This window comes from Rhodopseudomonas sp. P1, from assembly GCF_039642825.1.
Classification (GTDB): Bacteria; Pseudomonadota; Alphaproteobacteria; order Rhizobiales; family Xanthobacteraceae; genus Rhodopseudomonas; species Rhodopseudomonas palustris_H.
Window position 1 is genome coordinate 3,158,939 of the sequence record NZ_CP088006.1, and the last position, 26,124, is coordinate 3,185,062.

The 26,124-nt window shown below is 66.0% G+C and carries 21 protein-coding genes and 1 pseudogene; 2 read left to right on the forward strand and 20 right to left on the reverse strand.

The features are described 5' to 3' along the window. Positions 1 to 25: 25 nt before the first annotated feature. The 11 genes and pseudogenes from bamA to dnaE form a co-directional block, all read right to left on the reverse strand. Positions 26 to 2,551, reverse strand: a complete 2,526-nt coding sequence (gene bamA / locus LRC39_RS14685; RefSeq protein WP_346294779.1) for an outer membrane protein assembly factor BamA — start codon at positions 2,549 to 2,551, stop codon at positions 26 to 28. 172 nt (positions 2,552 to 2,723) lie between these two features. Continuing rightward, positions 2,724 to 3,875, reverse strand: coding sequence for an RIP metalloprotease RseP (rseP, locus tag LRC39_RS14690; protein ID WP_346294780.1), 1,152 nt, complete (start codon positions 3,873 to 3,875; stop codon positions 2,724 to 2,726). 45 nt (positions 3,876 to 3,920) lie between these two features. Then, positions 3,921 to 5,144 carry a 1-deoxy-D-xylulose-5-phosphate reductoisomerase gene (gene dxr, locus LRC39_RS14695; protein ID WP_346294781.1) on the reverse strand — a complete coding sequence of 408 codons (1,224 nt, stop codon included), beginning with the start codon at positions 5,142 to 5,144 and terminating at the stop codon, positions 3,921 to 3,923. A 4-nt stretch (positions 5,145 to 5,148) separates the two neighbouring features. After that, a pseudogene (locus tag LRC39_RS14700) lies at positions 5,149 to 5,996 on the reverse strand (phosphatidate cytidylyltransferase). Positions 5,997 to 6,001: 5 nt separating this feature from the next. Continuing rightward, entirely contained in the window at positions 6,002 to 6,760 is a 759-nt protein-coding gene (locus LRC39_RS14705) for an isoprenyl transferase (protein ID WP_107344818.1), read from the reverse strand. Between the two features lie 217 nt (positions 6,761 to 6,977). After that, on the reverse strand, positions 6,978 to 7,538 hold the full coding sequence (frr, locus tag LRC39_RS14710) for a ribosome recycling factor (protein WP_011158468.1): 561 nt from the start codon (positions 7,536 to 7,538) through the stop codon (positions 6,978 to 6,980). A 65-nt stretch (positions 7,539 to 7,603) separates the two neighbouring features. After that, positions 7,604 to 8,320, reverse strand: coding sequence for a UMP kinase (pyrH, locus tag LRC39_RS14715; RefSeq protein WP_107344820.1), 717 nt, complete (start codon positions 8,318 to 8,320; stop codon positions 7,604 to 7,606). Positions 8,321 to 8,387: 67 nt separating this feature from the next. Continuing rightward, complete coding sequence (gene tsf / locus LRC39_RS14720; RefSeq protein WP_346294782.1) at positions 8,388 to 9,314, reverse strand: translation elongation factor Ts; 927 nt, start codon at positions 9,312 to 9,314, stop codon at positions 8,388 to 8,390. 124 nt (positions 9,315 to 9,438) lie between these two features. Then, positions 9,439 to 10,434, reverse strand: coding sequence for a 30S ribosomal protein S2 (locus tag LRC39_RS14725; protein ID WP_346294783.1), 996 nt, complete (start codon positions 10,432 to 10,434; stop codon positions 9,439 to 9,441). Between the two features lie 234 nt (positions 10,435 to 10,668). Further along, complete coding sequence (locus LRC39_RS14730; RefSeq protein WP_346294784.1) at positions 10,669 to 13,143, reverse strand: caspase family protein; 2,475 nt, start codon at positions 13,141 to 13,143, stop codon at positions 10,669 to 10,671. A gap of 161 nt (positions 13,144 to 13,304) precedes the next feature. Next, positions 13,305 to 16,760, reverse strand: a complete 3,456-nt coding sequence (gene dnaE / locus LRC39_RS14735) for a DNA polymerase III subunit alpha (protein ID WP_107355908.1) — start codon at positions 16,758 to 16,760, stop codon at positions 13,305 to 13,307. 489 nt (positions 16,761 to 17,249) lie between these two features. On the opposite strand from dnaE, the gene LRC39_RS14740 reads away from it, so the two are divergent. Together LRC39_RS14740 and LRC39_RS14745 are read left to right on the forward strand one after the other, a co-directional pair. Continuing rightward, positions 17,250 to 17,492, forward strand: coding sequence for a DUF3551 domain-containing protein (locus tag LRC39_RS14740; protein ID WP_263988681.1), 243 nt, complete (start codon positions 17,250 to 17,252; stop codon positions 17,490 to 17,492). A gap of 108 nt (positions 17,493 to 17,600) precedes the next feature. Beyond that, entirely contained in the window at positions 17,601 to 17,855 is a 255-nt protein-coding gene (locus LRC39_RS14745; RefSeq protein ID WP_263988682.1) for a DUF3551 domain-containing protein, read from the forward strand. Positions 17,856 to 18,030: 175 nt separating this feature from the next. Here LRC39_RS14745 and LRC39_RS14750 read toward each other — a convergent pair whose 3' ends face one another. The 9 genes from LRC39_RS14750 to mce all read right to left on the reverse strand — a co-directional run bounded on the left by LRC39_RS14750 (position 18,031) and on the right by mce (position 26,085). Beyond that, positions 18,031 to 18,729: an ABC transporter ATP-binding protein gene (locus LRC39_RS14750; protein WP_107344826.1), complete on the reverse strand. Its 699-nt coding sequence runs from the start codon at positions 18,727 to 18,729 to the stop codon at positions 18,031 to 18,033. Between the two features lie 11 nt (positions 18,730 to 18,740). Next, the gene (locus LRC39_RS14755) at positions 18,741 to 20,021 is read right to left on the reverse strand and encodes a lipoprotein-releasing ABC transporter permease subunit (protein ID WP_346294785.1); all 1,281 of its coding nucleotides are present in this window, start codon (positions 20,019 to 20,021) and stop codon (positions 18,741 to 18,743) included. 79 nt (positions 20,022 to 20,100) lie between these two features. Beyond that, the gene (proS, locus tag LRC39_RS14760) at positions 20,101 to 21,417 is read right to left on the reverse strand and encodes a proline--tRNA ligase (protein ID WP_164571098.1); all 1,317 of its coding nucleotides are present in this window, start codon (positions 21,415 to 21,417) and stop codon (positions 20,101 to 20,103) included. A gap of 175 nt (positions 21,418 to 21,592) precedes the next feature. Next, a complete protein-coding gene (locus tag LRC39_RS14765) occupies positions 21,593 to 23,200 on the reverse strand; it encodes a copper resistance CopC/CopD family protein (RefSeq protein WP_346294786.1) in 1,608 nt (535 codons plus the stop codon). Next, positions 23,197 to 23,724, reverse strand: a complete 528-nt coding sequence (locus LRC39_RS14770) for a YcnI family protein (protein ID WP_346294787.1) — start codon at positions 23,722 to 23,724, stop codon at positions 23,197 to 23,199. The genes LRC39_RS14765 and LRC39_RS14770 overlap by 4 nt, the downstream gene beginning before the upstream one ends. Further along, on the reverse strand, positions 23,724 to 24,263 hold the full coding sequence (locus LRC39_RS14775) for a copper chaperone PCu(A)C (RefSeq protein WP_107344831.1): 540 nt from the start codon (positions 24,261 to 24,263) through the stop codon (positions 23,724 to 23,726). The genes LRC39_RS14770 and LRC39_RS14775 overlap by 1 nt, the downstream gene beginning before the upstream one ends. 125 nt (positions 24,264 to 24,388) lie before the next feature. Continuing rightward, positions 24,389 to 24,805, reverse strand: a complete 417-nt coding sequence (locus LRC39_RS14780; protein WP_346294788.1) for a hypothetical protein — start codon at positions 24,803 to 24,805, stop codon at positions 24,389 to 24,391. Positions 24,806 to 25,395: 590 nt separating this feature from the next. Continuing rightward, a complete protein-coding gene (locus LRC39_RS14785) occupies positions 25,396 to 25,677 on the reverse strand; it encodes a DUF1467 family protein (protein WP_346294789.1) in 282 nt (93 codons plus the stop codon). A 3-nt stretch (positions 25,678 to 25,680) separates the two neighbouring features. Continuing rightward, positions 25,681 to 26,085: a methylmalonyl-CoA epimerase gene (gene mce, locus LRC39_RS14790; RefSeq protein ID WP_011158483.1), complete on the reverse strand. Its 405-nt coding sequence runs from the start codon at positions 26,083 to 26,085 to the stop codon at positions 25,681 to 25,683. Between the last annotated feature and the right edge of the window lie 39 nt (positions 26,086 to 26,124).

Consider the following 26,124-nt stretch of genomic DNA (forward strand, 5'->3'; position numbering starts at 1 on the left):
TCGGTCGTGGTCCGGAGTGCGGGACTTAGAACGAGGTCCCGCCGCCGAACTTGAACTCCTGAACGCGGTCGTACTTACCCTTGGTGATCGGGATCGCGTAGTCGAAGCGCAGCGGACCGAACGGCGACGCCCAGATCAGGCCGACACCGACCGAGGTACGGACCAGATTGGTGTCGTCGTAGTTCAGACCCGAGCAGGTACCGATCGTGGTCTGGCTCGCCGGGATACAGCCGGGGGTGTTGACTTCGCCGGTGACCGACCACGACGTCGGGCCCTTGTAGTCGAACAGCGAACCGGCGTCGGCATAGACGGCGCCCTTGAGCCCGACTTCCTTCGGCAGGAACCAGAACGGCATCTGCAACTCGACCGACGCACCCCAGTAGTTGGTGCCGCCCAGCGCGTCGCCACCGTAGCCGTACAGGGCGTACTGGCCGATGTCGCGCGGACCGATACCGTTCGGAGCGAAGCCGCGAACCAGGTTCGAGCCCATCTGGAAGTGGTCGAGCATCCGCAGCTGGTTGCCGCCATAGGTGCTCAGGTTACCAGCCTGCAGGTGAACCAAGCCGACCAGATCCGACACCAGCGACGTGTAGTACTTGGCGTCGAACGCGGTCTTGATGAACTTCACGTCGCCGCCGACACCAGCGAAGTCCTGACGCAGGTCGACGAGCAGACCGTCGGTCGGGTTCTTGATGTTGTCGAGGGTGTTGTAGGTCAGCGTATAGCCGAGCGACGAAGTCCAGTAGGCGCCGCCAGCCAGACCGATGCGGACCGGCAGGGAGGCTTCGCCGTCACCGTAGCAACCCAGCACGCCGTAGGTGGCCTGCAGATTGTTCGCGGCGATGTACTGCGGCGTCGGGAAGAAGCCCGGGCCCGGGATGTTGTTACAGTTGTTCAGGTACGACGGCAGCGTGATTTCCTGCCGGTACAGCGAGTAGCGGACCTGCAGCGACAGATCTTCCCGCAGCGCGAAGCCGAGGCGCGGGCTGAAGCCGAGCGTCTTGGTCGAGTACGAGATGTAACGGTTGGCGAGCTGCTCGCGCTGATACAGGTCGAGGCCGAGCGCCACGCGGTAGTCGAGCAGATACGGCTCGACGAACGACAGCGAGTAGCCGCGGGCGTACTGACCGTACTGCACCGACGCCTTGGCGAAGATGCCACGGCCGAGGAAGTTACGTTCCGAGACCGAGACTTCGCCCAGCGCACCGTCGCTGGTCGAGTAACCGCCCGACACCGAGAAGTCGCCGGTCGACTTTTCTTCGAGGTTGACCACCAGAATGACGCGGTCGCTCGAAGAGCCCGGCTCCGTGGTGATCTTGACCGTCTTGAAGAAGTCGAGGTTCTTCAGGCGGCGCTCAGCGCGGTCGACCAGCGCACGGTTGTAGGCGTCGCCTTCAGAGATGTCGAACTCACGCCGGATCACGTAATCGCGGGTCCGGGTGTTGCCGACGACGTTGATGCGCTCGATGTAGACGCGCGGACCCTCTTCGATCGAGAACACGATCGAAACGGTGTGCTCGTCGAAGTTACGGTCACCACGCGGACGCACGGTCGCGAACGCATAGCCGCGGCGCGACAGCTCGATCTGCATCTCTTCGACCGACTTCTCCAGCGCTTCGGCGTTGTAGAGCGAGCCGACATTGACGCGCGAGAAGCTGCGCATCGAGTTGCCGTCGAGGGTCGGAATGGCGGATTCGAAGGTCACCGAACCAACGCGGTACTGCTGGCCTTCCTCGATCTTGAAGGTGACCAGGAAGCCCTTGCGCTCCGGATCGTACTCGGTCAGCGCGGCAACCACCTGCACATCGGCGAAGCCGTGCTTCAGGTAGAAGCGGCGGATCAGGTCGCGGTCGGCCTCGACCCGGTCCGGATCGTAAACGTCACCGTTGCCGAGGAAGCTGAGCAGGTTGCTCTCGCGGGTCTTGATCACGTCCTTCAGGCGATAGGACGAATAGGCCTTGTTGCCGACGAACTCGATCGACTTCACGCCGGTCTTCGGACCTTCGGTGATCACGAACACCAGATCGACGCGGTTGTTCGGCTGCTCGATAATCTGCGGGTCGACGCGAACGTCGTAGCGACCCGAACGGCGATAGATTTCGGCGATCCGCAGCGCGTCGCCCTGCACCATCGGGCGGGACAGCGTGCCGCGCGGCTTCGACTGGATTTCAGCCGAGAGCTGCTCGTCCTTGATCTTCTTGTTGCCCTCGAAAGCCAGGCGACCGATCACCGGGTTTTCGACGACGCTGACGACCAGCCGCCCGCCCGCCTGATTGATGCGCACGTCCTGGAACAGGCCGGTCTCGATCAGCGCCTTGAGGCCGTCATCGATCGAGCCCTGGTCGAGCCGCCCGCCCGGACCCGGCTTGAAATAGGAGCGAATGGTCTCGGCCTCGACTCGCCGATTGCCCTCGACCGCGATCGACGAAGCGGATTGGGCGGCGGCAGGAGACGCCATCACCACCCCGACCGCCGTCGTGGCGACCGGTACGGCGAAAAACACCAGGGCGGCACCGACTACCCCCCGCAACACTCGCATTCCAACTTTCATGCGCAACGCGCCCTTGTCATTCCGATGCCGGCACGGAGTCCCCGCCCCGACAGAATCCCCAGGTTGCCTCGCTTGTAGACAATTTTGCCGCCCCGGCAAACGTCCTTTAGCGCTGCGATTTCAATTTCATTCCAACACGTTGCCCATCCGCCACGTTTGACAAATGGGAGACTCACGACGACGCCAGGTGCAGGATGTCGTTGTAGGTCGCAAACATCATCAACATCAGCACCAAGGCGAGCCCGATCCGGAACCCAACCTCCTGCGCCCGCTCCGACAGCGGCCGGCCGCGCGCGGCTTCGATTCCATAGAACAACAAATGCCCGCCATCCAGCAACGGAACCGGGAACAGGTTCAACAAGCCGATCGAGATCGACAGCACCGCCGCCAGATGCAGCAGCGGGGTAAAGCCGATCGTGGCCACCTGCCCCGACACCTGAGCGATCCGCAGCGGGCCGCCGAGCTGGTCGGCCGCTTCCCGGCCGGTGAAAATACCGCCGATGTAGGAGAACGTCCGGTCGACGACGAACCAGGTCTCCTTGATCCCCATCCAGAACGCCACCGCCGGATTGACCTGCTCGGTGGTCACCTCACCCGCCGCGGTCGAGCGGCTGATGCCGAGGATGCCAAGGCGCTGGACGTTACCGAAGCGGTCCTTGATCTCCTTGAGCTGGGGCGTCGCCACCAGATCGACGGTCGAATCGCCACGCTTGACGGTAAATTTGAGCTGGTTGCCGGCTTCGGCACCGACGAAGCGCTGCATCTCAAGGAAATTGCTGATCGCGCTGCCGTTGATTGACGTCACCACGTCGCCCGGCTTGAAGCCAGCCGCCTCGGCGGCACTGCCCGGCTGCACGCCATCGACACGCGCGGAGGTATTCGGCACCCCAAACACGCTGAACAGGAAGGTGAACAGCACCACGGCCAGAATGAAGTTGGCCAACGGGCCGGCGACCACGATCGCGGCGCGCGGCCCCACCGGCTTGTGGTGGAAACTGACCGCCCGCTCGGACGCCGACATCTGCGACAACGCATCGCCGGAAGGCGTGCTGGCCTCGCTGTCGTCACCAAAGAACTTCACGTAGCCGCCGAGCGGCACGGCCGACAGCTTCCAGCGGGTGCCGTAGCGGTCGTTGAAGCCGAGGATCTCCGGACCAAAACCGATCGAGAAGGTCAGAACCTTCACGCCGTTCCAGCGCGCCACCAGGAAGTGGCCGAGTTCGTGGAAGAACACCACGATGGTCAACACGAACAAGAAGGGCACCACATACCCCACCAGTCCGTGGCTCAACGTGTGGAAACTATTCAGAAAAAGATCGGCCATCCCATTCCCTTCGAGCAGAACCGACGGCCCTGTTCCCTATCTCCTCTAGGATGCCTTTGCGGCAATTTGAGGCAATAGGGTGGCAGCGAGGTTTCGCGCCTGTTGGTCAAGCGCGATGGCGTCGTCGGCGGAGCCGAGCGGCGCCTGGTTGCCGGCGCGGACCCAGCTATTGAGCGTGTCTTCGACCAGCCGCGCGATCGCCCCGAACCGGATCTTCTGCGCGATGAAGGCCGCGACCGCCACCTCATTGGCGGCGTTATACACGGTGGTGGCGCCATTGCCGGTGCGGAGCGCGTCATAAGCCAGCCGCAGACCCGGAAAACGCGCGAAATCAGGGGCTTCGAAGGTCAACTGACCAATCTTGGCGAGGTCGAGCTTCGCTGCGCGCCCGGCAATACGATCCGGGAAGCCGAGACAATGCGCGATCGGAATCCGCATATCCGGCGCACCGAGCTGAGCCACGACCGAGCGGTCGGCAAACTCGACGAGGCCGTGAACGATCGACTGCGGATGCACCAGCACGTCAATCTCGTCCGGTGACAACGCGAACAGATACGAGGCTTCGATCACCTCGAGGCCCTTGTTCATCATCGATGCCGAATCGATGGTGATCTTCTGGCCCATGCTCCAGTTCGGATGCTTCAGGGCCTGCGCCAGGGTCGCCTGCTCGATGTCGGCGGCGGCCCAGGTGCGGAACGGACCGCCCGAGGCGGTAATAATGACGCGGGTCAGTTCATGGCGGTTGCCGGAGGCGAGCGCCTGGAACAGCGCGTTGTGCTCGGAATCCGCCGGCAGGATCTGCGCCCCGGCAGCAGTCGCCCGGCTCATGAAGAAGTCGCCGGCGCACACCAGGCACTCCTTGTTGGCGAGCGCCACGGTAGTACCGCGGTCGACCGCCGCCAGCGCCGGCTTCAGACCAGCCGCCCCCGAAATCGCCGCCATCACCCAATCGGCCGGCCGGGCCGCCGCTTCGATCACGGCGCTCTCGCCCGCACCGCAGGCGATGTCGGTCCCCGCAAGAGCCGCGCGCAATTCGCCGAGGCGAGCCGGATCGGCAACGGCGACAAAGCGGGCGTTGAACTCCTTGGCCAGCTTGGCAAGGCCGGCGACGTTGGCGTTGCCGGTCAGCGCCTCGACCCGGTAGCGCTCGGGCTCGGCGCGGATCAAGTCCATCGTGCTGTCGCCGATCGAACCGGTGGCGCCGAGCACACTGACAGTGCGGACGCCGCTATGGGCACGCTCGGCGTTTTTCAAAGGAACAGGGCTCATTGCGTCACCACACCATCAATCCGCGGCCAATACCATCCAGCGGTCCGCGCGTCAGCCCGATCAATACCGCCACCACGACCGCCGCCACATAGCCGTCGAGCCGATCCATCAACCCGCCGTGGCCGGGAATGATGTGGCTTGAGTCCTTCACGCCGAAGCGGCGCTTGACCGCGGATTCGAACAGATCACCGAGCTGAGAAACAGTTGAAAGGATTGCCGCAAGCACAAGCAGCGGCAGCATTTTTCCAAGACCGAACAAGGCAAAGCCAGCCGCGATCACGAGGCTCAGAACGAAGCCCCCGATCGCTCCCGCCCAGGTCTTCTTCGGGCTGACCCGCGGCCACAGCTTCGGCCCGCCAATCCCCCGACCGGCGAAATAGCCGCCGATGTCGGTGACCCAGACGATCAACAGAATCAGCATCAAGGCGGCGAAGCCATAGTCCGGATCGGCGCGGATCAGGATCGAGGCGACCAGGGCAGCCGCGGCGTAGCCGAAGCCAGACGTCGCCCAACGGCGCTGCCCGCCGCCGAGCAGCGCCAAAACGGCCAGCGCAAGCACGATCGCGGCGGCAGCCAACCACGGCACGCCGGCTCCCAGCGCAGCGCCGCAGACCACAAGGCCGCCCCCCCCAACCCGACGACCGACCAGTTACGGCCGAGGCCGACGATGCTCAGCCATTCCAACCACAAGCCGACCGCAACGGCGGTCGCGAGCACAGCCCACGGCCAGCCGCCGAGATAAGCGATCGCGATCGCGCCCGGCGCCAGCACAAGCGCGGCTGCGATTCGCAAAATCAGATTCCGGGACCCCTGCTCGGCCGCCGGCGCCGGCGCCGCCTTGTCCTGGCTCACGCGTGTCACGATCCTGTTTTGGCGGCCAACCCGCCGAACCGGCGCTCGCGCCGCGAATATTCGGCGATCGCGCCTTCCAGCGCAGCCTTGTCGAAATCCGGCCAGTGAATGGGCACGAATACCAATTCACTGTACGCCGCCTGCCACATCAGGAAATTCGACAATCGTTGTTCTCCGCTGGTGCGGATGATCAGGTCGGGATCGGGAATGTCGGGCGCGTCGAGATAGCGGCCGAGAGTCTCGATATCGATCGTCGCCGGGTCGCGCTTGCCTTCGGCGACTTCGCGCGCCAGGCGCTGCGCCGCATTGGCGATTTCCTGGCGGGAGCCGTAGTTGAACGCCACCACCAGATTGAGCTTGGTGTTGTTGCGCGTCAGCTCCTGCGCCTCGTCGAGCATCGCGCACAGGTCGCGGTCGAGCCGATCCCGCTCGCCGATCACCCGGATTCGGACGCCGTCGCGGTGAAGCGATGCGAGATCGTTGCGGATGAAGCGGCGCAGCAGCCCGAACAGGTCGACGATTTCGGTCGCCGGGCGCGCCCAGTTTTCCGAGCTGAACGAGAAGATGGTCAGATAGCGGATGCCGAGTTCGCTGGAGGCGCGGACGACACGGCGGAGAGCTTCGACGCCGCGGCGATGGCCTTCGGCACGCGGCAGCCCCCGCGCGGCGGCCCAGCGGCCGTTGCCGTCCATGATGATCGCCACGTGCGCGGGCGCGCTCGGTGGATCGGACGGATCAGGCAGAGGCGCGGCAGCTTTCGACATAGCTCATTCCCGAAGCGTCATCCCGCGAGAAGGTCACCGGCTCGCTGCCAGAAATTATTCGAGATCAGTAAGTTATAGTCGCCACGACGACAAGGCCCGAGATGTGCCCGCGGTCGCTGCAAAACCGCCCGGGTCCCGAACTGGGCGGCGATCCGTTTGGCCGGATCACCGCCGGGACGCGGCCGGGCGACCACGTCCCGCACGCACGGCCGAAAGATTAGACCGTAAGGATTTCCTTTTCCTTGTTCGCGAGCAACTGATCGATCTCAGCGATCGCGGCGTCGGTGGCCTTCTGCACCTCCTGGTCGAGGCGCTTCTGATCGTCCTCGGAGATCTCGTGGGCCTTCTCCAGCTTCTTGATGGTGTCGAGGCCGTCACGGCGGACATGGCGGACGGCGACGCGGGCAGCTTCGGCGTATTTGTGCGCGACCTTGACCAGCTCCTTGCGGCGCTCCTCGTTGAGTTCGGGGATCCGCAGCCGGATCACCTGCCCCTCAGTCGCCGGCGACAGGCCGAGGTTCGAATCGACGATCCCCTTCTCGACCGCCTTCACCATCGACTTGTCCCAGACCTGCACCGAGATCAGCCGCGGCTCCGGCACCGATACGGTGGCGACCTGGTTGAGCGGCATGTGGCTGCCATAGGCGTCGACCTGCACCGGCTCGAGCATCGAGGCCGAGGCGCGCCCCGTGCGCAGACCGCCGAGCTCGTGCTTCAGGGACTGCGCAGCGCCCTGCATACGCCGCTTCAATTCGTTGACGTCGAACTTGTCGGACATACCCGCCTCTCTGGTTTCTCGAATCTCAAATCAACATCGGCGCGCGATACGCGCGTGATCGCTTATCAGCCCGCGACTACAGTGGCCCGTCCCGCGCCGCTGAGCACCGCGCCGATCGAACCGGGTTCGGCGATCGAGAACACGATGATAGGCAGCGAGGTTTCACGGGCAAGCGCGAAAGCCGTCGCATCCATCACCTTGTAGCCGCCGGCAAGCGCTTCGGAATGAGTGAGTTTCTCGAACCGCTTCGCATTCGGATCGAGCTTCGGATCGGCGCTGTAAACGCCGTCGACATTGGTCGCCTTGAGCACCGCACCGGCGCCGATTTCAGCGGCCCGAAGCACGGCGGCGGTATCAGTGGTGAAATACGGATTGCCGGTGCCGGCGGCGAGCAGCGCGATGCCGCCCTCGGCAAGCGTCTGTTCGGCGGCAGCGCGCGTATAAAGCTCGCAGACTTCCGGCATCATCAATGCGGCCAGCGTACGCGCCTTCTGGCCGTGACGCTGCAGCGCTTCGGCGAGCGCCAGGCAGTTCATCACGGTGGCCAGCATGCCCATGGTGTCGCCGGTGGTCCGGGACACGCCGCGGGCGGAAACTTCGACGCCGCGGAAGATGTTGCCGCCGCCGATCACGACGGCGATTTCGATGCCGAGGCCGCGTGCGGCGATCAGTTCGCCAGCGACGCGATCGATGGTGGCCTGATCGATACCGTAGTCCTGGGGACCGGCGAAGTATTCGCCCGACAGCTTGACCAGCACACGACGATAGATTGGCTCAGCCATGTTGCGGTCGCTCCCTTTAAGATTGGCTCCCGGCCCGAAGGCCGGGAGAATTTCGCGTGAGCCGCGATTACTTCTGGCCGGAAGCGGCTGCGACTTCGGCGGCGAAGTCGGAGGTCTGCTTCTCGATGCCTTCGCCGAGCGCGTAGCGCACGAAGCCGGTGATCTTGATCGGCGCACCGACCTTGCCTTCGGCTTCCTTGACGGCCTGCGCGACGGACTTACCCTTCTCGTCGTGGATGTAGGCCTGCTCGAGCAGGCAGACTTCCTTGTAGTAGGTCTTCAGGCCGTTCTCGACGATCTTCTCGATCATGTTCTCCGGCTTGCCCTGCTGACGATACTTGTCGGCCATCACCTCGCGCTCGCGCTGCACGACAGCCGGATCGAGGCTGGTCGGATCGAGCGCTTGCGGGTTCGCAGCGGCGACATGCATGGCGAGCTGGCGGCCGAGGGTCGCAAGCTCGTCGGCCTTACCGGCGGATTCGAGCGCGACGATCACGCCCATCTTGCCGGCGCCGTCGATCACCGCGTTGTGGATGTAGCTGGCGACCACGCCCTGCGACACTTCGAGCGCGGCAGCGCGGCGCAGCGTCATGTTCTCGCCGATGGTGGCGATCGCGTCGGCAATCGCGCCGGCCACGTTGGTCGAGCCGACCGGAGCAGCGTTGATCGCGTCGATATCGGCGCCGACCTTGAGCGCGACCTGGGCGATCATCTTGACCAGCCCCTGGAACTGCTCGTTGCGCGCGACGAAGTCGGTCTCGGAATTGACCTCGATGACAACGCCCTTGGTGCCGTCGGTCAGCGCGCCGATCAGACCTTCCGCGGCGACGCGGCCGGCCTTCTTGGCGGCCTTGGACAGGCCCTTCTTGCGCAGCCAATCGATCGCGGCGTCGATGTTGCCGTCGGTCTCGGCGAGCGCCTGCTTGCAATCCATCATGCCGACGCCGGTGGTCTCGCGCAGCTCCTTGACCATTGCTGCAGTAATCGTTGCCATCGCTAATAAGCCCTCTGCCTGTGAGTGCGACCGCGCAGCCGAAGCCCGCGGTTCGCAATCAGGAACACATCTCAGATTTTGACGACGGAACGATGCGGCCGGAAGCCGGCCGCATCGCCTCGTATTACTCCGCCTCGGCGGTCAGCGACTTGGCCTGCGCCACCCAGGCATCGGCCCGGCTCGGCAGACCGAGCTCTTCGCCGATCTGATGTGCGGTGGCCTGATCGAGCTCGGCGAGCTGCCAGAAGTGGAAGATGCCGAGGTCGTTGAACTTCTTTTCGATCGCGCCGGACACGCCCGGCAGCTTCTTGAGGTCGTCCGGAGTGCCGCGCGGACCCGGCAGACCCTGGAAGGTGGTCGCCTGCGCCGCCGGCAGATCCTCACGCAGCGGCTGCGACGCCGCTCCGATGTCGACGCCCATGTCGCCCTGCGCGCGCGAAATGCCATCGATCACCGCACGGGCGACCAGATCGCAGTACAGCGCGATCGCGCGGCCGGCGTCGTCGTTGCCCGGCACCAGATAGGTGATGCCCTTCGGATCGCAGTTGGTATCGACGATCGCCGCGACCGGGATGCCGAGACGCTGGGCTTCCTGGATCGCGATGTCTTCCTTGTTGGTGTCGATCACGAAAATCAGGTCGGGCAGACCGCCCATATCCTTGATGCCGCCGAGCGAGCGATTGAGCTTGTCGCGCTCGCGCTGCAGCTCCAGACGCTCCTTCTTGGTGTAGGCATTGGCGTCGGCCGAGCTCAGCACGTCTTCGAGGTGACGCAGGCGGCGGATCGAACCCGAGATCGTCTTCCAGTTGGTCAGCGTGCCGCCGAGCCAGCGCGAGTTGACGAAGTACTGGGCCGAACGCTTGGCGGCATCAGCCACGGCGTCCTGCGCCTGGCGTTTGGTGCCGACGAACAGCACGCGGCCGCCCTTGGCGACGGTGTCGCTGATCGCCTGCAGCGCGCGATGCAGCAGCGGCACGGTCTGGGTCAGGTCGACAATGTGGATGTTGTTTCGGACGCCGAAAATGTAGTCCGCCATCTTCGGATTCCAGCGATGCGACTGGTGACCGAAATGCACGCCAGCTTCGAGCAGCTGACGCATAGAAAATTCAGGAAGCGACATTGTATCTTCTCCGGTTGGTTCCTCCGGAAACGTGTGGGCAACCGTGCCTAACTGGGGACGAATCCCTGCGCGGCCCGGTGCCACCGGACGGCCTTGTGAGCCATGTTTCCGTGTGAGATGGCGCGCGTTATAGCGGGATTCCCCGATAACGCAAGGCGGAGCGGCCGAGATCGCGCCTGCGAGGGGCGGACCGCGACGGCCGCGATCCGCCAGCTTGACCTACCCTCGCCCTTGTCAGCACTCCTTCACGCCCGGCGGACAGCGTTTGGCGGGGCTCTGCGGCCGCGGCGGCGGGGCGGCCCTCGGCGGTGCCGGCGGCCGCGGCGGAGCCACATGGGGCGGCGGCGGTGCCGCGCGAACCGGAGCCGGCGGCGGTGCCATTCGGGGCGCCGCGTGCTGGGGCGGCGGCGGAGCAACCCGGGGAGCCACATGCATCGGCGGCGGAACCGGACGGGACACGGTCGGCGGTGCGGGACGCTGGATCCGCGGAGCCGCAGGCGGCGGACGGCGGTCGGCGGCTGCGCCGGGCGGCGGTCCCGCCGGTCTGGCGGGCGCCGTCACCGGTGGGGTCGGCCGCAGCCGGGCGGCGGGAGGCTGCTGCGGGCGAACGGCTTCCGGACGCACGGCCGGACCGGCACCGGCTGACGGCTGAGCTGCGGGCGGCTTCGGCGCCGGTCCGGCCGGTGGCACGACGGTCCCGTTTCGGGCCGCGGCGGGGGCGCCGGGGCCGAGAGCAGGCCGAGCAGGAAGTTGTGGCTGAGCGCCTGACGGAGCCCCCGGGCGAGCAACGACTCCTGGCGCAGGCGGCAATCCCTTGGTTCCAGGGACCGGCAGCGCCTGGCCGGCCGGTGCAGCGCCGGCGGGCGCGCCTGGCCCCGGCCGGCCCTGCGCCGTCGGCGGCGCAACGGCTGGTCCGGTCGGTTGGTTCGGCGGCGTGCCAGGAGCGGGCGTGGACGCGGAGACCGGCGCGGTCGCAGTAGGAGCCTGGGTCGGCGCGGCGGCGGGCTGCGCCAGCCGCGGGCCCTGCGGCTGGACGCCCGGACGTTGCGCAAACCCGCCCGGCGGCGTCGTGGCGATCGAGGCGCTCTGCGGCACCGGCGCCTTGCCCTGCTGGATCAGCGTGGCGCGATGCAGCGCGGCGGCCGGCAGCGCCGCGCCCAACACAGCGCCGGACGCCACGGCAGCCGCCGTCGCTGCCGGTGCGCCAGGTGTCGCGACTGCAGGCCCCGCCACCGGCGGACTCACCACCGGCGCGGCCGGGTTGGCGGCGGCCGGCGGCTGGTTGATCACCTGATTGATCACCGTGGTGTTGTGGATGTTGGCGAAGATGATGTTGTTCGGCGGCGGCTGCACATAGACCGGCGGCCGGACATAGGCCGGGATCGGCACGAACAACGGCCGCGGCAGATAGAACAGGCCGATCGGCGGTGGCGGTGGCGGCAGCACCACGAAGTCCGGCGGCGGTGGCGGCAGGAAGAACACCGGCGGCGGTGGCGGCGGCGCGAAGTCGAACACCGGATCGCTGAACATCAGCACCGGCCGGTCGACATAGACGATCTCGTCCGGCGGCGGCGGCGGCACGTCATAGTCGATCACGCTGAAGCTCGGTGGCGGCTCCAGCGCAGCGGAGAGGATTTCCAGCCGGCGCCGGGCGTCCGCCGCGTGCGGGCCGCGCGGATAGCGGCGCAGATACGACCAGTAGGCATCCGGCGTATCGACGCGATACGTCCGCCGCCAAGTAATCGCCTCACGCCGCGCGGCGACGATCGCCCTCACCCGCTTGGCCAGCGGATCGTTCGGATAGGCGGCGAGAAAGTCTTCGTAAGCCTGCAGCGTGTCGCGATCGAGCGCGGCCGCGTACGCTTCGGCGGCGCCCATGTCGCGGATCGGCTTGCTGCGCAGTGCCTGATCCGGCGCCGGCAGCGGCGGCGCATCGGGCGCGCGATCGAAGAACATGAAGTTCGACTCCACGCTCTGCGTATCCCACGGCACCTGCGCGCCCTTGGTGGTTTCATTGACGCGCAGCCGCACCCGATCGAACAGCTGCGGCAGCGTGAGGCCGCCGGTGCGGATCATCTCGGCGAGCGCTTGCGCATAGACGCCGTAGGCGCCCCGCTCCTCCGGCGCCACCGTGCCGGGCGCGGCGTTGAAGGCGATCAGCATCTTCGGGTTCGGCTCGACCATCGCCAGACCCGAGGCGATCGATCCGCCGGGCACGAACGGCTGTTCGCGCGCCAGATCGAGCACCACGACGCTGGTCTTCAGCGGCAGCGCCGCGAGCTGGCGCAGATAGTCGCTGATGCGCAGGCCTTCAGTGGGAATTTCCGTGTCGCGCGACAGCCGCGAGTCGACGGGGATGAAGTAATTCTCGCCGGCGTATTGCACGCCATAACCGGCGAGATACACCGCCGCGACGGTGTCGGGACCGGAGTCCTCGGCCTTCTTCACGAAGTCGCGAAACGCGCCGCGCAGCGTGTCGCCGTCGAGGTCGCGCGCGCCGCTGACGTCGAAGCCTGCCGCCTGCAAGGTCTGCGCGATCAGGCCGCCATCATTGGCGGCGGTGGAGAGCGGCGCCTTGGCATAGGCGCCATTGCCGATCACCAGCGCGATGCGTTTTTCCTGCTGCTGCGCGGCCGCGGGACCAACCGGCCCGGCGATCAGAACGACGAGGATGGTGGAGACGACCGAAAAAAGATGATTGAGACGCATGGCCGGGACCCATTGCAAGGGCGCAGCCGGAACCGGCGCAGCGCCGCCGATCGCATTTCAGCGCGTCCCAATCTGAACGGCGATTGAACAATCCGCGACCGGTTCGCGAACAAATACCGCCCTCGCCGTCCGTTTTCCGTGACGCGAGAGCAAACCCGTGGTCACAGCGTTTCGACGTGCTCGACGCCGGTCACAGCCTTGATCGCGCCGGCGATCTGCGGCGAGACGTGGTAGCGCCCGGGAATATCGAACTCGACCTCGGTCTGCGGATCGAGCCGCAGCACCAGCGCGATGTTGCCGCCCGCCACCTTGGTCTCCGGCGGCTGCAGCCGCTTGGCGACCGAGTCGAGGAATTTGGTGTCGCGCAGGAAGATGCGCAGACCCTTCTGAGTTTTCGCCGCCGCGGCGTCGAGCGGCTCGGCGTGCAGCACCCGGGCGCGCACATCCTCACCCTGCAGTTCGGCGCCGAGCTGCATCAGCACCGCGGCGCCCGGCTCCAGCACCTCGCGATACTGTGCCAGACCTTCGGAGAACAGCACCGCCTCGAAATGCCCGGTCGGGTCCGACAGGCCCATGATGCCCATCTTGTTGCCGGTCTTGGTCCGCCGCTCCATCCGCGACACCACGGTGGCGGCAACCTTGCCGGCGGTGGCGCCGGACTTCACCGCCTTGCAGAACTCGGTCCAGGACTGCACCCGCAGCCGCTTCAAGGCGGTGGCGTAGTCGTCGAGCGGATGGCCCGACAGGAAGAAGCCGATCGCATCGTATTCACGGCGCAGCCGCTCCGCCGGCAGCCACGGCTCGAGCTGCGGCAGGATGATTGACGGCGCATCCGACAGACCGCCGAACATGTCGTTCTGGCCGCTGGTGGCGGCTTCATGATTGCGCTGGCAGGCCGCGACGATCGCGTCGGCGCCCGCAAACACCGCCGCACGGTTCGAGTTGAGGCAGTCGAACGCACCGGCCGCCGCAAGACATTCGATGACACGCTTGTTGATGGCGCGCGGATTGACCCGTGCGGCGAAGTCGGCAAGCGAGGCAAACGGCCGATCGCCCCTCGCCTCGACAATCTGTTGCACCGCCTGCATGCCGACGCCCTTCAGGCCGGCGAGCGCGTAGTAGATGGTGTTCGGACCGACCTCGAAGGTAGCGCCGGAGCGGTTGACCGACGGCGCTTCGACCTTGATGCCGAGCCGCTGCGCTTCGGCGCGGAATTCCGACAGCTTGTCGGTGTTGTGGATTTCCAGCGTCATCGACGCGGCGAGGAATTCCACCGGATAGTGCGCCTTCATATAGGCGGTGTGATACGACACCAGCGCATAGGCGGCCGCGTGGCTCTTGTTGAAGCCGTAGTCGGCGAACTTGGCGAGCAGGTCGAAGATGGTGTCGGCGGCGTCCTTGGCGACGCCATTCTTCACCGCGCCTTCGACGAAGATCGCACGCTGCTTGTCCATCTCGGCGCGGATCTTCTTACCCATCGCGCGGCGCAGCAGGTCGGCGTCGCCGAGCGAGTAGCCGGCCATCACCTGCGCGATCTGCATCACCTGTTCCTGGTAGATGATGACGCCGAACGTCTCCTTCAGGATCGGCTCCAGCATCGGATGCAGATATTCGGGCTCCTCGTCGCCGTGTTTGCGGGCGCAGTAGGTCGGGATGTTGGCCATCGGACCCGGGCGATACAGCGCCACCAGCGCGATGATGTCTTCGAACCGGTCGGGGCGCATGTCGATCAGCGCCCGCCGCATGCCCGCGCTTTCCACCTGGAACACGCCGACGACGTCGCCGCGGGCCAGCATCTGATAACTCGGCGCATCGTCGATCGGCAGCGTGTGCAGGTCGACATGGATGTCGCGCTGCTTGAGCAGCTTCACCGCGACGTCGAGCGTCGTCAGCGTCTTCAGGCCGAGGAAGTCGAACTTCACCAGGCCCGCCGGTTCGACCCATTTCATGTTGAACTGGGTCACCGGCATGTCGGATTTCGGATCGCGATACAGCGGCACCAGATCGCTGAGCGGGCGATCGCCGATCACGATGCCGGCCGCGTGGGTCGAGGCGTGCCGCGTCAGGCCTTCGAGCTTCTGCGCGATGTCGAATGCGCGCGCCACGATCGGGTCTTCGTCGCGTGCCGCCTGCAGCTTCGGCTCGCCTTCGATCGCCTGCTTCAAGGTGATCGGCGCCGCCGGATTCTGCGGCACCAGCTTGGTCAGCTTGTCGACCTGACCGTACGGCATCTGCAGCACGCGGCCGACGTCGCGCAGCACGCCGCGCGCCTGCAGCGTACCGAAGGTGATGATCTGCGCTACCTGATCGCGGCCATAGCGATGCTGCACGTATTCGATCACTTCGCCGCGGCGATCCTGGCAGAAGTCGATATCGAAGTCCGGCATCGAGACGCGTTCGGGATTGAGGAAGCGCTCGAACAGCAGGCCGAACCGGATCGGATCGAGGTCGGTAATCGTCAGCGAATACGCCACCAGCGAGCCTGCACCCGAACCACGGCCCGGACCGACCGGAATGCCGTGGGCCTTGGCCCATTTGATGAAGTCCGACACGATCAGGAAGTAGCCCGCGTATTTCATGCGGGTGATGACGTCGAGCTCGAAGGCGAGCCGCTTGTTGTAATCCTCTTCGGTCGTCCCCGGCGACAGGCCGTGAACGCTGAGCCGTTTGGCAAGGCCCTGCTCGGCCTGGCGGCGCAGTTCGGCCGCTTCAGCGGCGGCCGCTTCCGCCGCGTCGCTGACGCTGGCGCCGACGGTGAACAGCGGCAGGATCGGCTTGCGGGTCAGCGGCCGATAGGCGCAGCGCTGCGCGATCTCCACCGTCGAGGCAAGTGCCTCGGGCAGATCGGCGAACAGCACCGCCATCTCGGCGCGGGTCTTGAAGCGGTGGTCGGGAGTAAGCTGGAGGCGATCGGTCTCGGCGATCAGCTTGCCGGAGGCGATACACAGCAGCGCATCGTGCGCCTCGTAATCCTCGGTGCTGGCGAAATGCGGCTCGTTGGTCGCAACCAGTGGCAGGCCCTTGTCGTAAGCGAGATCGATCAGCCCGCCTTCGGCGCGGCGCTCGGCCTCGGTGCCATGACGCTGCAGTTCGACATACAGCCGATCGCCGAACGCCTGCTGCAGCCGCTCGCAGCGCTGCGCGGCGAGCGCCGGATCGGTCAGCATCGCCAGCGAGATCGGCCCGTCCGGCCCGCCGGTCAGCGCGATCACGCCGTCGGTTTCGCCGGCGAGCCATTCGAGCTTGACGTGCGGCACCTGATTGACCGGCGTCTCCAGGAACGCCCGTGAGTTCAGCCGCATCAGGCTGCGATAGCCCTGCTCGCGTGCAGCCAGCAGCACGATCCGCGCCGGCGTCGCCAAGGCGCCATGGCGCGAGTTCGGATCCTGGTCGCCGAAGTCGATGCCGAGTTCGAGGCCGACGATCGGCTGAATGCCATAGCCCGACAGCTTGTCGGAGAATTCCAGACCGCCGAACATGTTGTCGGTGTCGGTCAGGGCCAGCGCCGGTTGCCGGTCGGCCTTCGCCAGCTCGGCCAGCTTGGCGACTTTCATCGAGCCTTTCAGCAACGAATAGGCCGAGTGGACGTGCAGATGGACGAATCCGGCGTTGCTCATCGGCGCGGCGGCTCTTCAGACAAACGTGCGGGTTGGGACGAGTGGTTTGCGGAACCGGTCGCCGTGACGGCCACCGACTCGGAAGCCCAATGGTGGGCTCCCTCACCCTTCACCGCAAGCATTGGCGGCGACCTTATCCCCGCTATGCCGAAGCGGTCGCAACGCTGCCCGCGTTCAGGCCTGCGCCAGCACCTGAGCCCACACCGCCACCATGCCGATGAACAGTGCAATCGACGTCAGCGCCGCAGCTTCTTGGATGAAGATCTTCAACATCGTCCGCCTCCCTGACCTTGTGAACATAACAAGAACAATGTTCTCATTTCGTTCTAGAGTCAAGCAAGCGGGCGGCGCAGCAACCTGGACCGTTAATGAGACGTTACTATCCCCGGAATTCACCGGCCCGGCCCCGCATTGACGGTCATTCGGGATTGGCGCACGGAACGAAAGGCGCGCGGCTTATGAACCGCGCCGCAGCCAGCGGAGGCGACGATGCGGATTGGAGCGATGGTGCTGCTGGCCGGGCTGGCGCTGCCGGGAGCAGCTTCGGCACAGCCTTACGACAACTACCCGGTCTGCCTGCGGGTGTATGGCCCGGTGCGCTACGACGAGTGCCGCTACACATCGATCGAACAGTGTCGGCCGGCCGCATCGGGTATCGCCGCCCAGTGTCTGACCAATCCGTGGTATCAGCCGCCGGCGGGTCCCAGTTCGCGCCGCGCCCGGCGGCATTGAGCCGGCGCATGTGCGCCGACCCCGCGCCGTCATAGATTTCTGTCACACTCTCGGGTGTGCCGAGTCGCCGCCACCGCGACCGGCTGCTCAACAAGGATCCGAACGAAGATGCGCAAGCTGCTCCTGATCGCGATGCTCGCCGGCCTCGGCCTGACCACCACCGCCGAGGCGCGGGATTATCCGGTCTGCCTGCGGGTGTATCAGAGCTATCACGACTGGTACGACGAGTGCAGCTACGACACCATGGCACAGTGCCGGATGTCGGCCTCGGGCCGCGCCGCCGATTGCATGACCAACCCGTGGTACACCGCGCCGCAGCAGCAGCCGACCAAGAAGAAGCGCAAGCATCGCCGCCAGCATTGAGGGCGAGCGCGGCTCTCCCGATGCCCCGTCATTCCGGGGCGCGCGCAAGCGCGATCCCGGAATCTCGAGATGTTCTGCGTTGAGGCGCTGCACCCTGCACCGCGGGATTCCGGGTTCGCTCGCTGACGCGAGCGCCCCGGAATGACGTGCCAATGACGGGCTGAAGCCGAGTGCTTTATTCCAGCTCGACTACGACGCCGTCCTGCAGCGAGACGCGGCGGTCCATGCGGGCGGCGAGCTCCATGTTGTGGGTGGCGATCAGCATCGCCACCTGGGTCGCCTTGACCAGCTGCATCAGCGCGTTGAACACGTAATCAGCGGTGTGCGGATCGAGATTGCCGGTCGGCTCGTCGGCGAACAGCACGCGGGGCGCATTGGCGACCGCGCGGGCGATCGCGACGCGCTGCTGCTCGCCGCCCGACAATTCCGACGGCCGATGGGTGATGCGGTCGGCGAGCCCCAGATAGGACAGGATTTCCTTGGAGCGGCTGATCGTCTCTTTGCGCTTCAGGCCGCGGATCATCTGCGGCAGCATGACGTTTTCCAGCGCGGTGAATTCCGGCAGCAGCCGGTGCGACTGGTAAACGAAGCCGATGTCGGTGCGGCGGATCTGGGTTCGCTCGGCATCGGTCAGCGCCGACGTTGCCGCGCCGCTGACATAGACCTCGCCCTCATCGGGATGCTCGAGCAGCCCGGCGATGTGCAGCAGCGTCGACTTACCCGAACCGGACGGCGCCACCAGCGCCACCGATTGCCCCGCCCACAGCGCCAGCCTGGCGCCGTCGAGGATCGTCAGCGTCGCCTCGCCTTGCGAATACTGGCGCTTGATGTCGTGAAGGTACACGACCGGGATGTCTTCGGCGCCCTGCTCCATCGTGTTTCGCCTTACTCGTAGCGCAGCGCGTCGACCGGATCGAGGCGCGCGGCGCGCCACGACGGGTACAGCGTGGCGAGGAACGACAGCGTCAGCGCCATGATCACCACCGCGCTGGTCTCGGCGAAATCGATCTCAGCCGGCAGCTTCGACAGGAAATACAGCTCCGGCGAGAACAGTTCGGTGTTGGTGACCCAGGACAGGAACTGCCGGATCGACTCGATGTTCATGCACACCAGCACGCCGACGAAGAACCCGGTCAGCGTGCCGACCACCCCGATCGCCGCGCCGGTGATCAGGAACACCCGCATGATCGAGCCCTGGCTCGCGCCCATGGTGCGCAGGATTGCGATATCGGCGCCCTTGTCCTTCACCAGCATGATCAGGCCGGAGATGATGTTCAGCGCCGCCACCAGCACGATCAGCGTCAGGATCAGGAACATGACGTTGCGCTCGACCTGGAGCGCGTTGAAGAACGTCGAATTGCGCTGCCGCCAGTCGACCAGGAACACCGGCCGTCCGGCCGCCTCGGTCACGGCCTTGCGGAAGACGTCGATGCGGTCGGGATTGTCGGTATAGACCTCGATCGCGGTGACGTCGTTGGCGCGGTTGAAATACGCCTGCGCTTCCTTCAGCGGCATGAACACGAACGTCGAGTCGTATTCGGACATGCCGATCTCAAACACCGCCGCGACCTTATAGGGCTTGATCCGCGGCGTGGTGCCCATAGGCGTCACGGCGCCGCGCGGCGCCACCAGCGTGATGCTGTCGCCGGCGTGCAGCGACAGCTGATCGGCGAGCCGGCGTCCGATCGCGACGCCCTGGCTGTCGTCGAAGCCTTCCAGCGTGCCCTGCTTCAGGTGATTGGCGATCGACGACAGATGATTGAGGTCGTCGGCGCGGATGCCGCGCACGAACACGCCCGAGGCGTTGAACGGCGACGATGCCAGCGCCTGGCCGTCGACCACCGGGGCTGCGAGCTTGATGCCCTGCACGCCGCTGAGCCGGTCGGCGACGTCCTTCCAGTCGGTCAGCGGGCTTTCCAGCGGCTGCACCAGGAGGTGGCCGTTCAGGCCGAGGATCTTGTCGAGCAGCTCTTTGCGGAAGCCGTTCATCACCGCCATGACGATGATCAGCGTCGCCACCCCGAGCATGATGCCGAGGAACGAGAAGCCGGCGATCACCGAGATGAACCCCTCACGCCGGCGCGCGCGCAGATAGCGCCCGGAAACCAGCCATTCGAATGGCGCAAAAGGAGGAGTTCGAACTGGCTCGTTCATGGCGTGATCCATAGTCCGAATTTCACACGATTCGGGCTTTATCTGGCCGACGCCGCCCTCGCCGTTCAGGCCCGCGGTGGATAAGTGCCTATTACGTCAGACGTGCGACCACATCGGCGAGCGCGAGATTTTCGCGCGACCCGTCGCTGCGGCGCTTGAGTTCGACCTTGCCTTCGGCGAGCCCGCGCGGACCGACGTGGATCTGCCACGGAATGCCGATCAGGTCCGCAGTCGCGAACTTGGCGCCGGCGCGCTGATCGGTGTCGTCGTACAGAACGTCGACGCCCTTGGCTGACAGTTCGCGATACAGCTGGTCGCAGGCCGCGTCGGTGGCGGCGTCGCCCTGCTTCAGATTGAGGATCGTCACCCGGAACGGCGCCACCGCCTCCGGCCAGATGATGCCGTTGTCGTCGTGGCAGGCCTCGATGATCGCGCCGACCAGCCGCGACACGCCGACGCCGTAGGAGCCGCCGTGGATCGGCGCATCGGTCCCGTCCGGACCGGTGACATTGGCCTTCATCGAGTCGGAATACTTGGTGCCGAAGTAGAAGATCTGGCCGACCTCGATGCCACGGGTGTTGAGGCGGTTGGCCTCCGGCACTTCGCTCTCATAGCGCGCCGCCTCGTGAACGTCCTCAGTCGCCGCATAGACCGAGGTCCACTGCTTGATGATCGGGGTCAGGTCGCCGTCGTAGTCGACGTTCTCGTCCGGCACCGGCAGGTTCAGCACGTCGCGATCGATGTAGACGCCGGACTCGCCGGTCTCGGCCAGCACGATGAATTCGTGGCTGAGATCACCGCCGATCGGGCCGGTCTCGGCGCGCATCGGGATTGCCTTCAGGCCCATCCGCGCGAAGGTGCGCAGGTAAGCGACGAACATCTTGTTGTAGGACTTGCGCGCGCCGGCTTCGTCGACGTCGAACGAGTAGGCGTCCTTCATCAGGAATTCGCGGCCGCGCATCACGCCGAAACGCGGACGCTGCTCGTCGCGGAATTTCCATTGAATATGATAGAGATTCAGCGGCAGGCTCTTGTAGGACTTGATGTAGGCCCGGAAGATCTCGGTGATCATTTCCTCGTTGGTCGGGCCGTAGAGCAATTCCCGCTTATGCCGGTCGGCGATCCGCAGCATCTCCGGACCGTAGGCATCGTAGCGGCCGCTTTCGCGCCACAGGTCGGCGAGCTGCAGCGTCGGCATCAGCAGTTCGATCGCGCCGGCGCGGTTCTGCTCCTCGCGGACGATCTGCTCGATCTTCTTCAGCACCCGATGGCCGAGCGGCAGCCAGGCGTAGATGCCGGCCGCCTCCTGCCGCAGCATGCCGGCGCGCAGCATCAGCCGGTGCGAGACGATCTCGGCCTCCTTCGGGTTTTCCTTCAGGATCGGCAGGAAGAATCGCGACAAACGCATGGGATTTGCTCGGAGAATCGGGTGGAAGCTGATTTTGCGCCAGTGAAACCGGATCGGACGCGAAAACACAAGGGCGGGAGCCGCGCAACTCTGCAATTCGGGCCGGATTGGCCGGTGCTCAGGTCGGTGCGGGACACTTGCGGTCTAGCACGGCGACCGGGTGCTCGGCACCCGACTATCGAATCACGATCGGGGTTTCGAGGTTCACCTTCTCGAAATCCGAGATCAGGACGCCGAGCGTCAGCGTCCATGTCCCTGGCACCGGCGCCGTGAGCCGCGCCCGCCAGAGTCCGTCAGTCGTCTTCCGCGCCTCGGCGCTGAGCGGCTCGATCCCGGCATCAGGATTGGCCAGCGTCACGGTCAGCGCCTGCGCGGCAAGCGGCGCCTCCTCGGCCGTCTGCAGCAGCACTTCGATCTCGACAGGCCCGGCTCGGGCGGGCGCCAGCGTCACCGTGGCCATCGCCCGCTCGGTATGAAGATGCACCATCTCCGAGGCTGCTGCCGACGGAGATGCGGCGCTGCGCGGCGGCGGCGTGAACCGCCACAGCCCGACCACGCCCAGGATGGCGATCACCAACACCAGCTCGGCCAGGATGCTGGCCCGCATTCTCCGCACCGCCGACACCTCGCCGGCCAGCAGCAGCGGCGTCAGCCGCACCCGGTTCCACAGCGCCAGAGCGAGCAGCACGCAAACCAGCGCCAGCTTGGCGATCAGCACACGGCCATAATCGCTCTGCCACAGCGCATCGATCCGCCCGAGTTCGATCGCCGCCAGCGCGATGCCGCTGATCAGCAGCATTACGATCGCCAGCGGGATCGCCTTGGAGAACCGCCGCAGCGTCGCCGGCGCCGCATCGCGCCTGCCGACCGCGATCGCCAGCGGCAGCAGTGCGCCGATCCATAGCGACAGGCTGACGCCGTGCAGCCAGACGGCAGCGCCGGAGAGCGCGCGCGGCTCGGCTGTGGCCGCATGCCCGCTGACGGCGAACGCTGTGCCGAGGCTCACCACGGCGCCGAGCGACAGCAGCCGCGCATTCCAGCCGCGCCAGCGCAGCGCCAGCAGCGTCAGGACGAAGGCCATGCCGGACAGTGCGGCCGCATCGCCGAACGAGCCCAATGCGCCGGCGCGCCACACTGCGGCATCGCCGAGCCGGGCCAGCGGCAGATCGAGCGCGTCCAGCCCTTGCAAACCGGCGGACAGCACGACGGCGAGCAGGCCGAGCAGCGCGAGTCCTGCGGTCAGCATCGCTGCGCCCGCGACCGGTGTCGCTGCGATCCAGGCCAGGAACGCCGCGCCGCCGACGGCGGTCAGCAGCGTAAAGCCGACCAGGATGCGCGTTGCCCAAATCGCGGTGCGGCGCGCGGGATCGTCCGGCACGACGATCGGCGGCAGCCTTTGGCCGGGCGTACCGATCCAGAACGTCAGCGCGCCCCCGATCGGGTGACCGTCGGCAGAGACCACCCGCCAGCTCAGCACATGGGCGCCCTCGCCGAGCGCGGCCGGCGGCGCAAATCGCAGCGTCGCGCCGTCCTGATCGATCGCCGTGATCGCCTGGCTGCGGCCGCGCGCGTCGATCAGTTGCAGCAGCAGCGCGGTGACCGGTTCGTTGAAGGTCAGCGAGAAACTGGTCGGCGGCGTCGCCAGCACCGCTTCAGAAGCGGGATCGCTGGCGACGAGGCTGGCATGCGCGGCCGCGAGCGCCGGCCACAGCAGCACGGCGATCGCCGTGATCCAGGCCAGCCAGCGCCCGCGGCGGCGCGTGTGAGTGTAGCCCGCCGTCACGGCGCCTTCGGCTTCAGCCGCAGCGCCGGCGCCGGCTCATGCAGGGCGTCGGGCTTCTGTCCCGAGGCAGGAATTTCGATCCAACGCGAAACGCCCTTTTCGCATTCCTGCACCACCGGGAAGTACAGCGTCTTGCCGGCAGCGTCGGGCAGTTTCATCACCAGACCGAATGTGTCGTAGAGGTTGTCCGGGAGCGGCCCGCCGCGCCAGGTCACCTCGTCAACGGTTTCCGTGATGGTCTTGCCGTGCAGCTTCGGCTGTTCACCCTCGATCTTGCGGGTCTTGATGTCGACCGACCAGCCCGGCTTCATCTGCGGCTTCACCGACAGCACGCCGTCCGGAATCTTGACGCGGACCGCAACCGTCGCGCTGCCGTCGCAGCCGTGCGGCACGCTGAATGCTGCCTGGAAGTAATTGCCCGCCGTTGCCTCGTTCGGCTGCAGCGTGACGTGAGCCAGCGCTGGCGCGGCGCCGAGCGCGGCGGCCGCGAGGGCCGCCGCTGCCGATACGGATCGCAGCCGCATCACTTCTTCATCCCGTGGCCGCTGTGATCCATCGTGCCATGGTCCATCTTCATCATGCTGCCGCCGGCATCGCCGGGCGCCTTGGCGCCGACGCCTTCGACGTCGAGCGTGACCTGCACCTTGCCGGCCTTCTCGAACTGCAGCGTCATCGGCACCTTGTCGCCCTGCTTCAGCGGGCCTTTCAGATCCATCAGCATGATGTGGTAGCTGCCCGGCATCAGCGTCACGGTCTTGCCGGGCTCGATCGGCAGACCCTTGTCGAGCGGGCGCATCTTCATCACGCCGTTGTCCATCGACATCTCGTGGATCTCGACCTTGCCGGCGATATCGGCGGTGCCGGACACCAGACGGTCGGCGCTGCTGCCCTTGTTCTCGATGGTGAGGAAGCCGCCGGCAACCTTGGCGCCGCCCGGGGTGGCGCGGCTCCACGACTGGCTGATCACCAGATCGCCGGCCTTGACCTCGGCGGCCTGCACGGCGGCGGTGGACAGCAAGGTGGCGACGGCGACGGACGCAACGCTGCGGATGAACATCTTCATGGGTGGGTCTTTCTGTCAGTTGAGGAAGTCAGAACGAAAGCTGCGGCAGGCGCGTTCCCGGCGATTGCGGGGTGACGCGCCGTCCGGCGATTGTCGAGCATTGAAAAGAGCGGCGGACGCCGCGGTCAGGCAGAGGCTCGGACCGCAGCAGGCGGCCCGCGCGCCTGGGCGTGCGCGAACGAGCGACGGTCGGCCGGCGCCGAATCGGCAAGGTGCCAGACCACCACCTGGGCAAACCGCGCCACCACGAAATCCTGCGGCGGCAGCGCCGGCACCGGCGCACCGCTGAAGCCGACGGCGCAGATCGCGCAGCAGCCGGAGTCGTGCGCCGACGGTAAAGCGGCATGGGACGCCTGCCCCGGCTTCGCCATCTCGGCGCACAGCGGCGCGACGCCGACCGGATCGGCGATCGCGCTGGCAATGAAACGCACCGCCCCGATCGGCGCCAAAAGCTGCACCAGCACCACCACAGCAACCAACGGAATCAGCCGCCCGAGGCGTCGGCGCAGCGCAGACAGTCCTTTGGGCGGGTGAATTATCATGCAGGTCGGTTGCGTTCGGTTGACCAACGCAGCATCGCACAGCTCGGCAACCGCGCCAAACGAAACTGCAAACCGCGTGCAGCTGGCGAGTTCTCGTTCATTTCACGTCTTGCCTTAAATTTGAACATTCGTTGCCGTGAATGATGACAAGACGCTTAGAATAGGCTATCAATGTGGCTACAGGCTGAGCCTTGCGGCGAAGGTCTGAGTGGTCCAAGTCTCGGGAGGAACCCTGACGTTCACCAACGAACGTCGCCCGGCCAAAAAATACGAACAACTATTCGGGGAAATTATAGGGTCGACAAGTTTTTTAGCAGGGCGCCGCGCCCTGCTTTTTCTTTTTCAGCACCATTTCGGCACTATTTTTCATTCGACGAATCGCCAAGCAACCGACGCCGCTCGCAGGCGAATCCAACCCAGATACATTTGGCAAAAAGAGCTGCTGCGCGTGCGCGACTGGTAGGATCGATTGAACGCAGCGAAATTCATCGCAGCGAATCGTGCACGCGCCCGTGAGGCTCGCTGCCCTCAACACGCAGCGCCGAACCACAGCATGTCGTCACGACAGCGCGTCACTCGGCGCGCAGCGGCTACAGAGGCAGATTCATCAGCTTGGCGAGACGATCGATACCGAGCCAGCCGGACCGATACGCGTACAGTGCGACGGCGAAGATCACCGCCGAGATCAGCGTGGTCCACAGCGACTTGCGCGCCAGCAGCGTTGCCACTGGGGCGCCGGGATCTGTGCCGGGAGACGGCCCCTCACCTTCGCTCTCGGCGTGACTGCGCACGCCGAACGGCAGCGTCACGAACAACACGATCCACCATAAGACGAAGTAGATCGCGAGCAGCCCGGCGATGGTGGAGGCCATCGATCAGGCTTGTTCGATCTCGACCAGCGCGCCGGAAAAATCCTTCGGATGGAAGAACAGCACCGGCTTGCCGTGGGCACCGATCTTCGGATTGCCGTCGCCAAGCACCCGTGCGCCTTCCTTGGTCAGGCGGTCGCGCGCTTCGATGATGTCCGGCACTTCATAGCAGACGTGGTGAATGCCGCCGTCGGCATTGCGTTCGAGAAACTTTGCGATCGGCGAGGCTTCGCCGAGCGGCTGGATGAACTCGATCTTAGTGTTCGGCAGGGTCACGAACACGGTGATGACGCCGTGCTCCGGCAGCGGCACCGCTTCCGAGATCGCCGCATCGAAGCCGGCGCCATAGACCTTGGCGGCCTGTACCGCATCCTTCACCGCGATCGCCACGTGGTTGAGCCGCCCGAGCATGGTCACCCTCTTTCGTTGTCGTGTTCTTGTTGGTGTTTA

Coding starts and splice junctions, on each gene's coding strand:
- LRC39_RS14745 (WP_263988682.1), top strand. CDS start 17,601: ATGCGCAAGCTGCTCCTGATCGCGATGCTCGCCGGCCTCGGCCTGACC.
- proS (WP_164571098.1), bottom strand. CDS start 21,417: ATGCGTTTGTCGCGATTCTTCCTGCCGATCCTGAAGGAAAACCCGAAG.
- LRC39_RS14770 (WP_346294787.1), bottom strand. CDS start 23,724: ATGCGGCTGCGATCCGTATCGGCAGCGGCGGCCCTCGCGGCCGCCGCG.
- dnaE (WP_107355908.1), bottom strand. CDS start 16,760: ATGAGCAACGCCGGATTCGTCCATCTGCACGTCCACTCGGCCTATTCG.
- rseP (WP_346294780.1), bottom strand. CDS start 3,875: ATGGCCGATCTTTTTCTGAATAGTTTCCACACGTTGAGCCACGGACTG.
- dxr (WP_346294781.1), bottom strand. CDS start 5,144: ATGAGCCCTGTTCCTTTGAAAAACGCCGAGCGTGCCCATAGCGGCGTC.
- LRC39_RS14725 (WP_346294783.1), bottom strand. CDS start 10,434: ATGTCGCTTCCTGAATTTTCTATGCGTCAGCTGCTCGAAGCTGGCGTG.
- LRC39_RS14775 (WP_107344831.1), bottom strand. CDS start 24,263: ATGAAGATGTTCATCCGCAGCGTTGCGTCCGTCGCCGTCGCCACCTTG.
- LRC39_RS14705 (WP_107344818.1), bottom strand. CDS start 6,760: ATGTCGAAAGCTGCCGCGCCTCTGCCTGATCCGTCCGATCCACCGAGC.
- LRC39_RS14730 (WP_346294784.1), bottom strand. CDS start 13,143: ATGCGTCTCAATCATCTTTTTTCGGTCGTCTCCACCATCCTCGTCGTT.
- LRC39_RS14750 (WP_107344826.1), bottom strand. CDS start 18,729: ATGGAGCAGGGCGCCGAAGACATCCCGGTCGTGTACCTTCACGACATC.
- pyrH (WP_107344820.1), bottom strand. CDS start 8,320: ATGGCTGAGCCAATCTATCGTCGTGTGCTGGTCAAGCTGTCGGGCGAA.
- mce (WP_011158483.1), bottom strand. CDS start 26,085: ATGCTCGGGCGGCTCAACCACGTGGCGATCGCGGTGAAGGATGCGGTA.
- bamA (WP_346294779.1), bottom strand. CDS start 2,551: ATGAAAGTTGGAATGCGAGTGTTGCGGGGGGTAGTCGGTGCCGCCCTG.
- frr (WP_011158468.1), bottom strand. CDS start 7,538: ATGTCCGACAAGTTCGACGTCAACGAATTGAAGCGGCGTATGCAGGGC.
- LRC39_RS14785 (WP_346294789.1), bottom strand. CDS start 25,677: ATGGCCTCCACCATCGCCGGGCTGCTCGCGATCTACTTCGTCTTATGG.
- LRC39_RS14740 (WP_263988681.1), top strand. CDS start 17,250: ATGCGGATTGGAGCGATGGTGCTGCTGGCCGGGCTGGCGCTGCCGGGA.
- tsf (WP_346294782.1), bottom strand. CDS start 9,314: ATGGCAACGATTACTGCAGCAATGGTCAAGGAGCTGCGCGAGACCACC.
- LRC39_RS14755 (WP_346294785.1), bottom strand. CDS start 20,021: ATGGATCACGCCATGAACGAGCCAGTTCGAACTCCTCCTTTTGCGCCA.
- LRC39_RS14780 (WP_346294788.1), bottom strand. CDS start 24,805: ATGATAATTCACCCGCCCAAAGGACTGTCTGCGCTGCGCCGACGCCTC.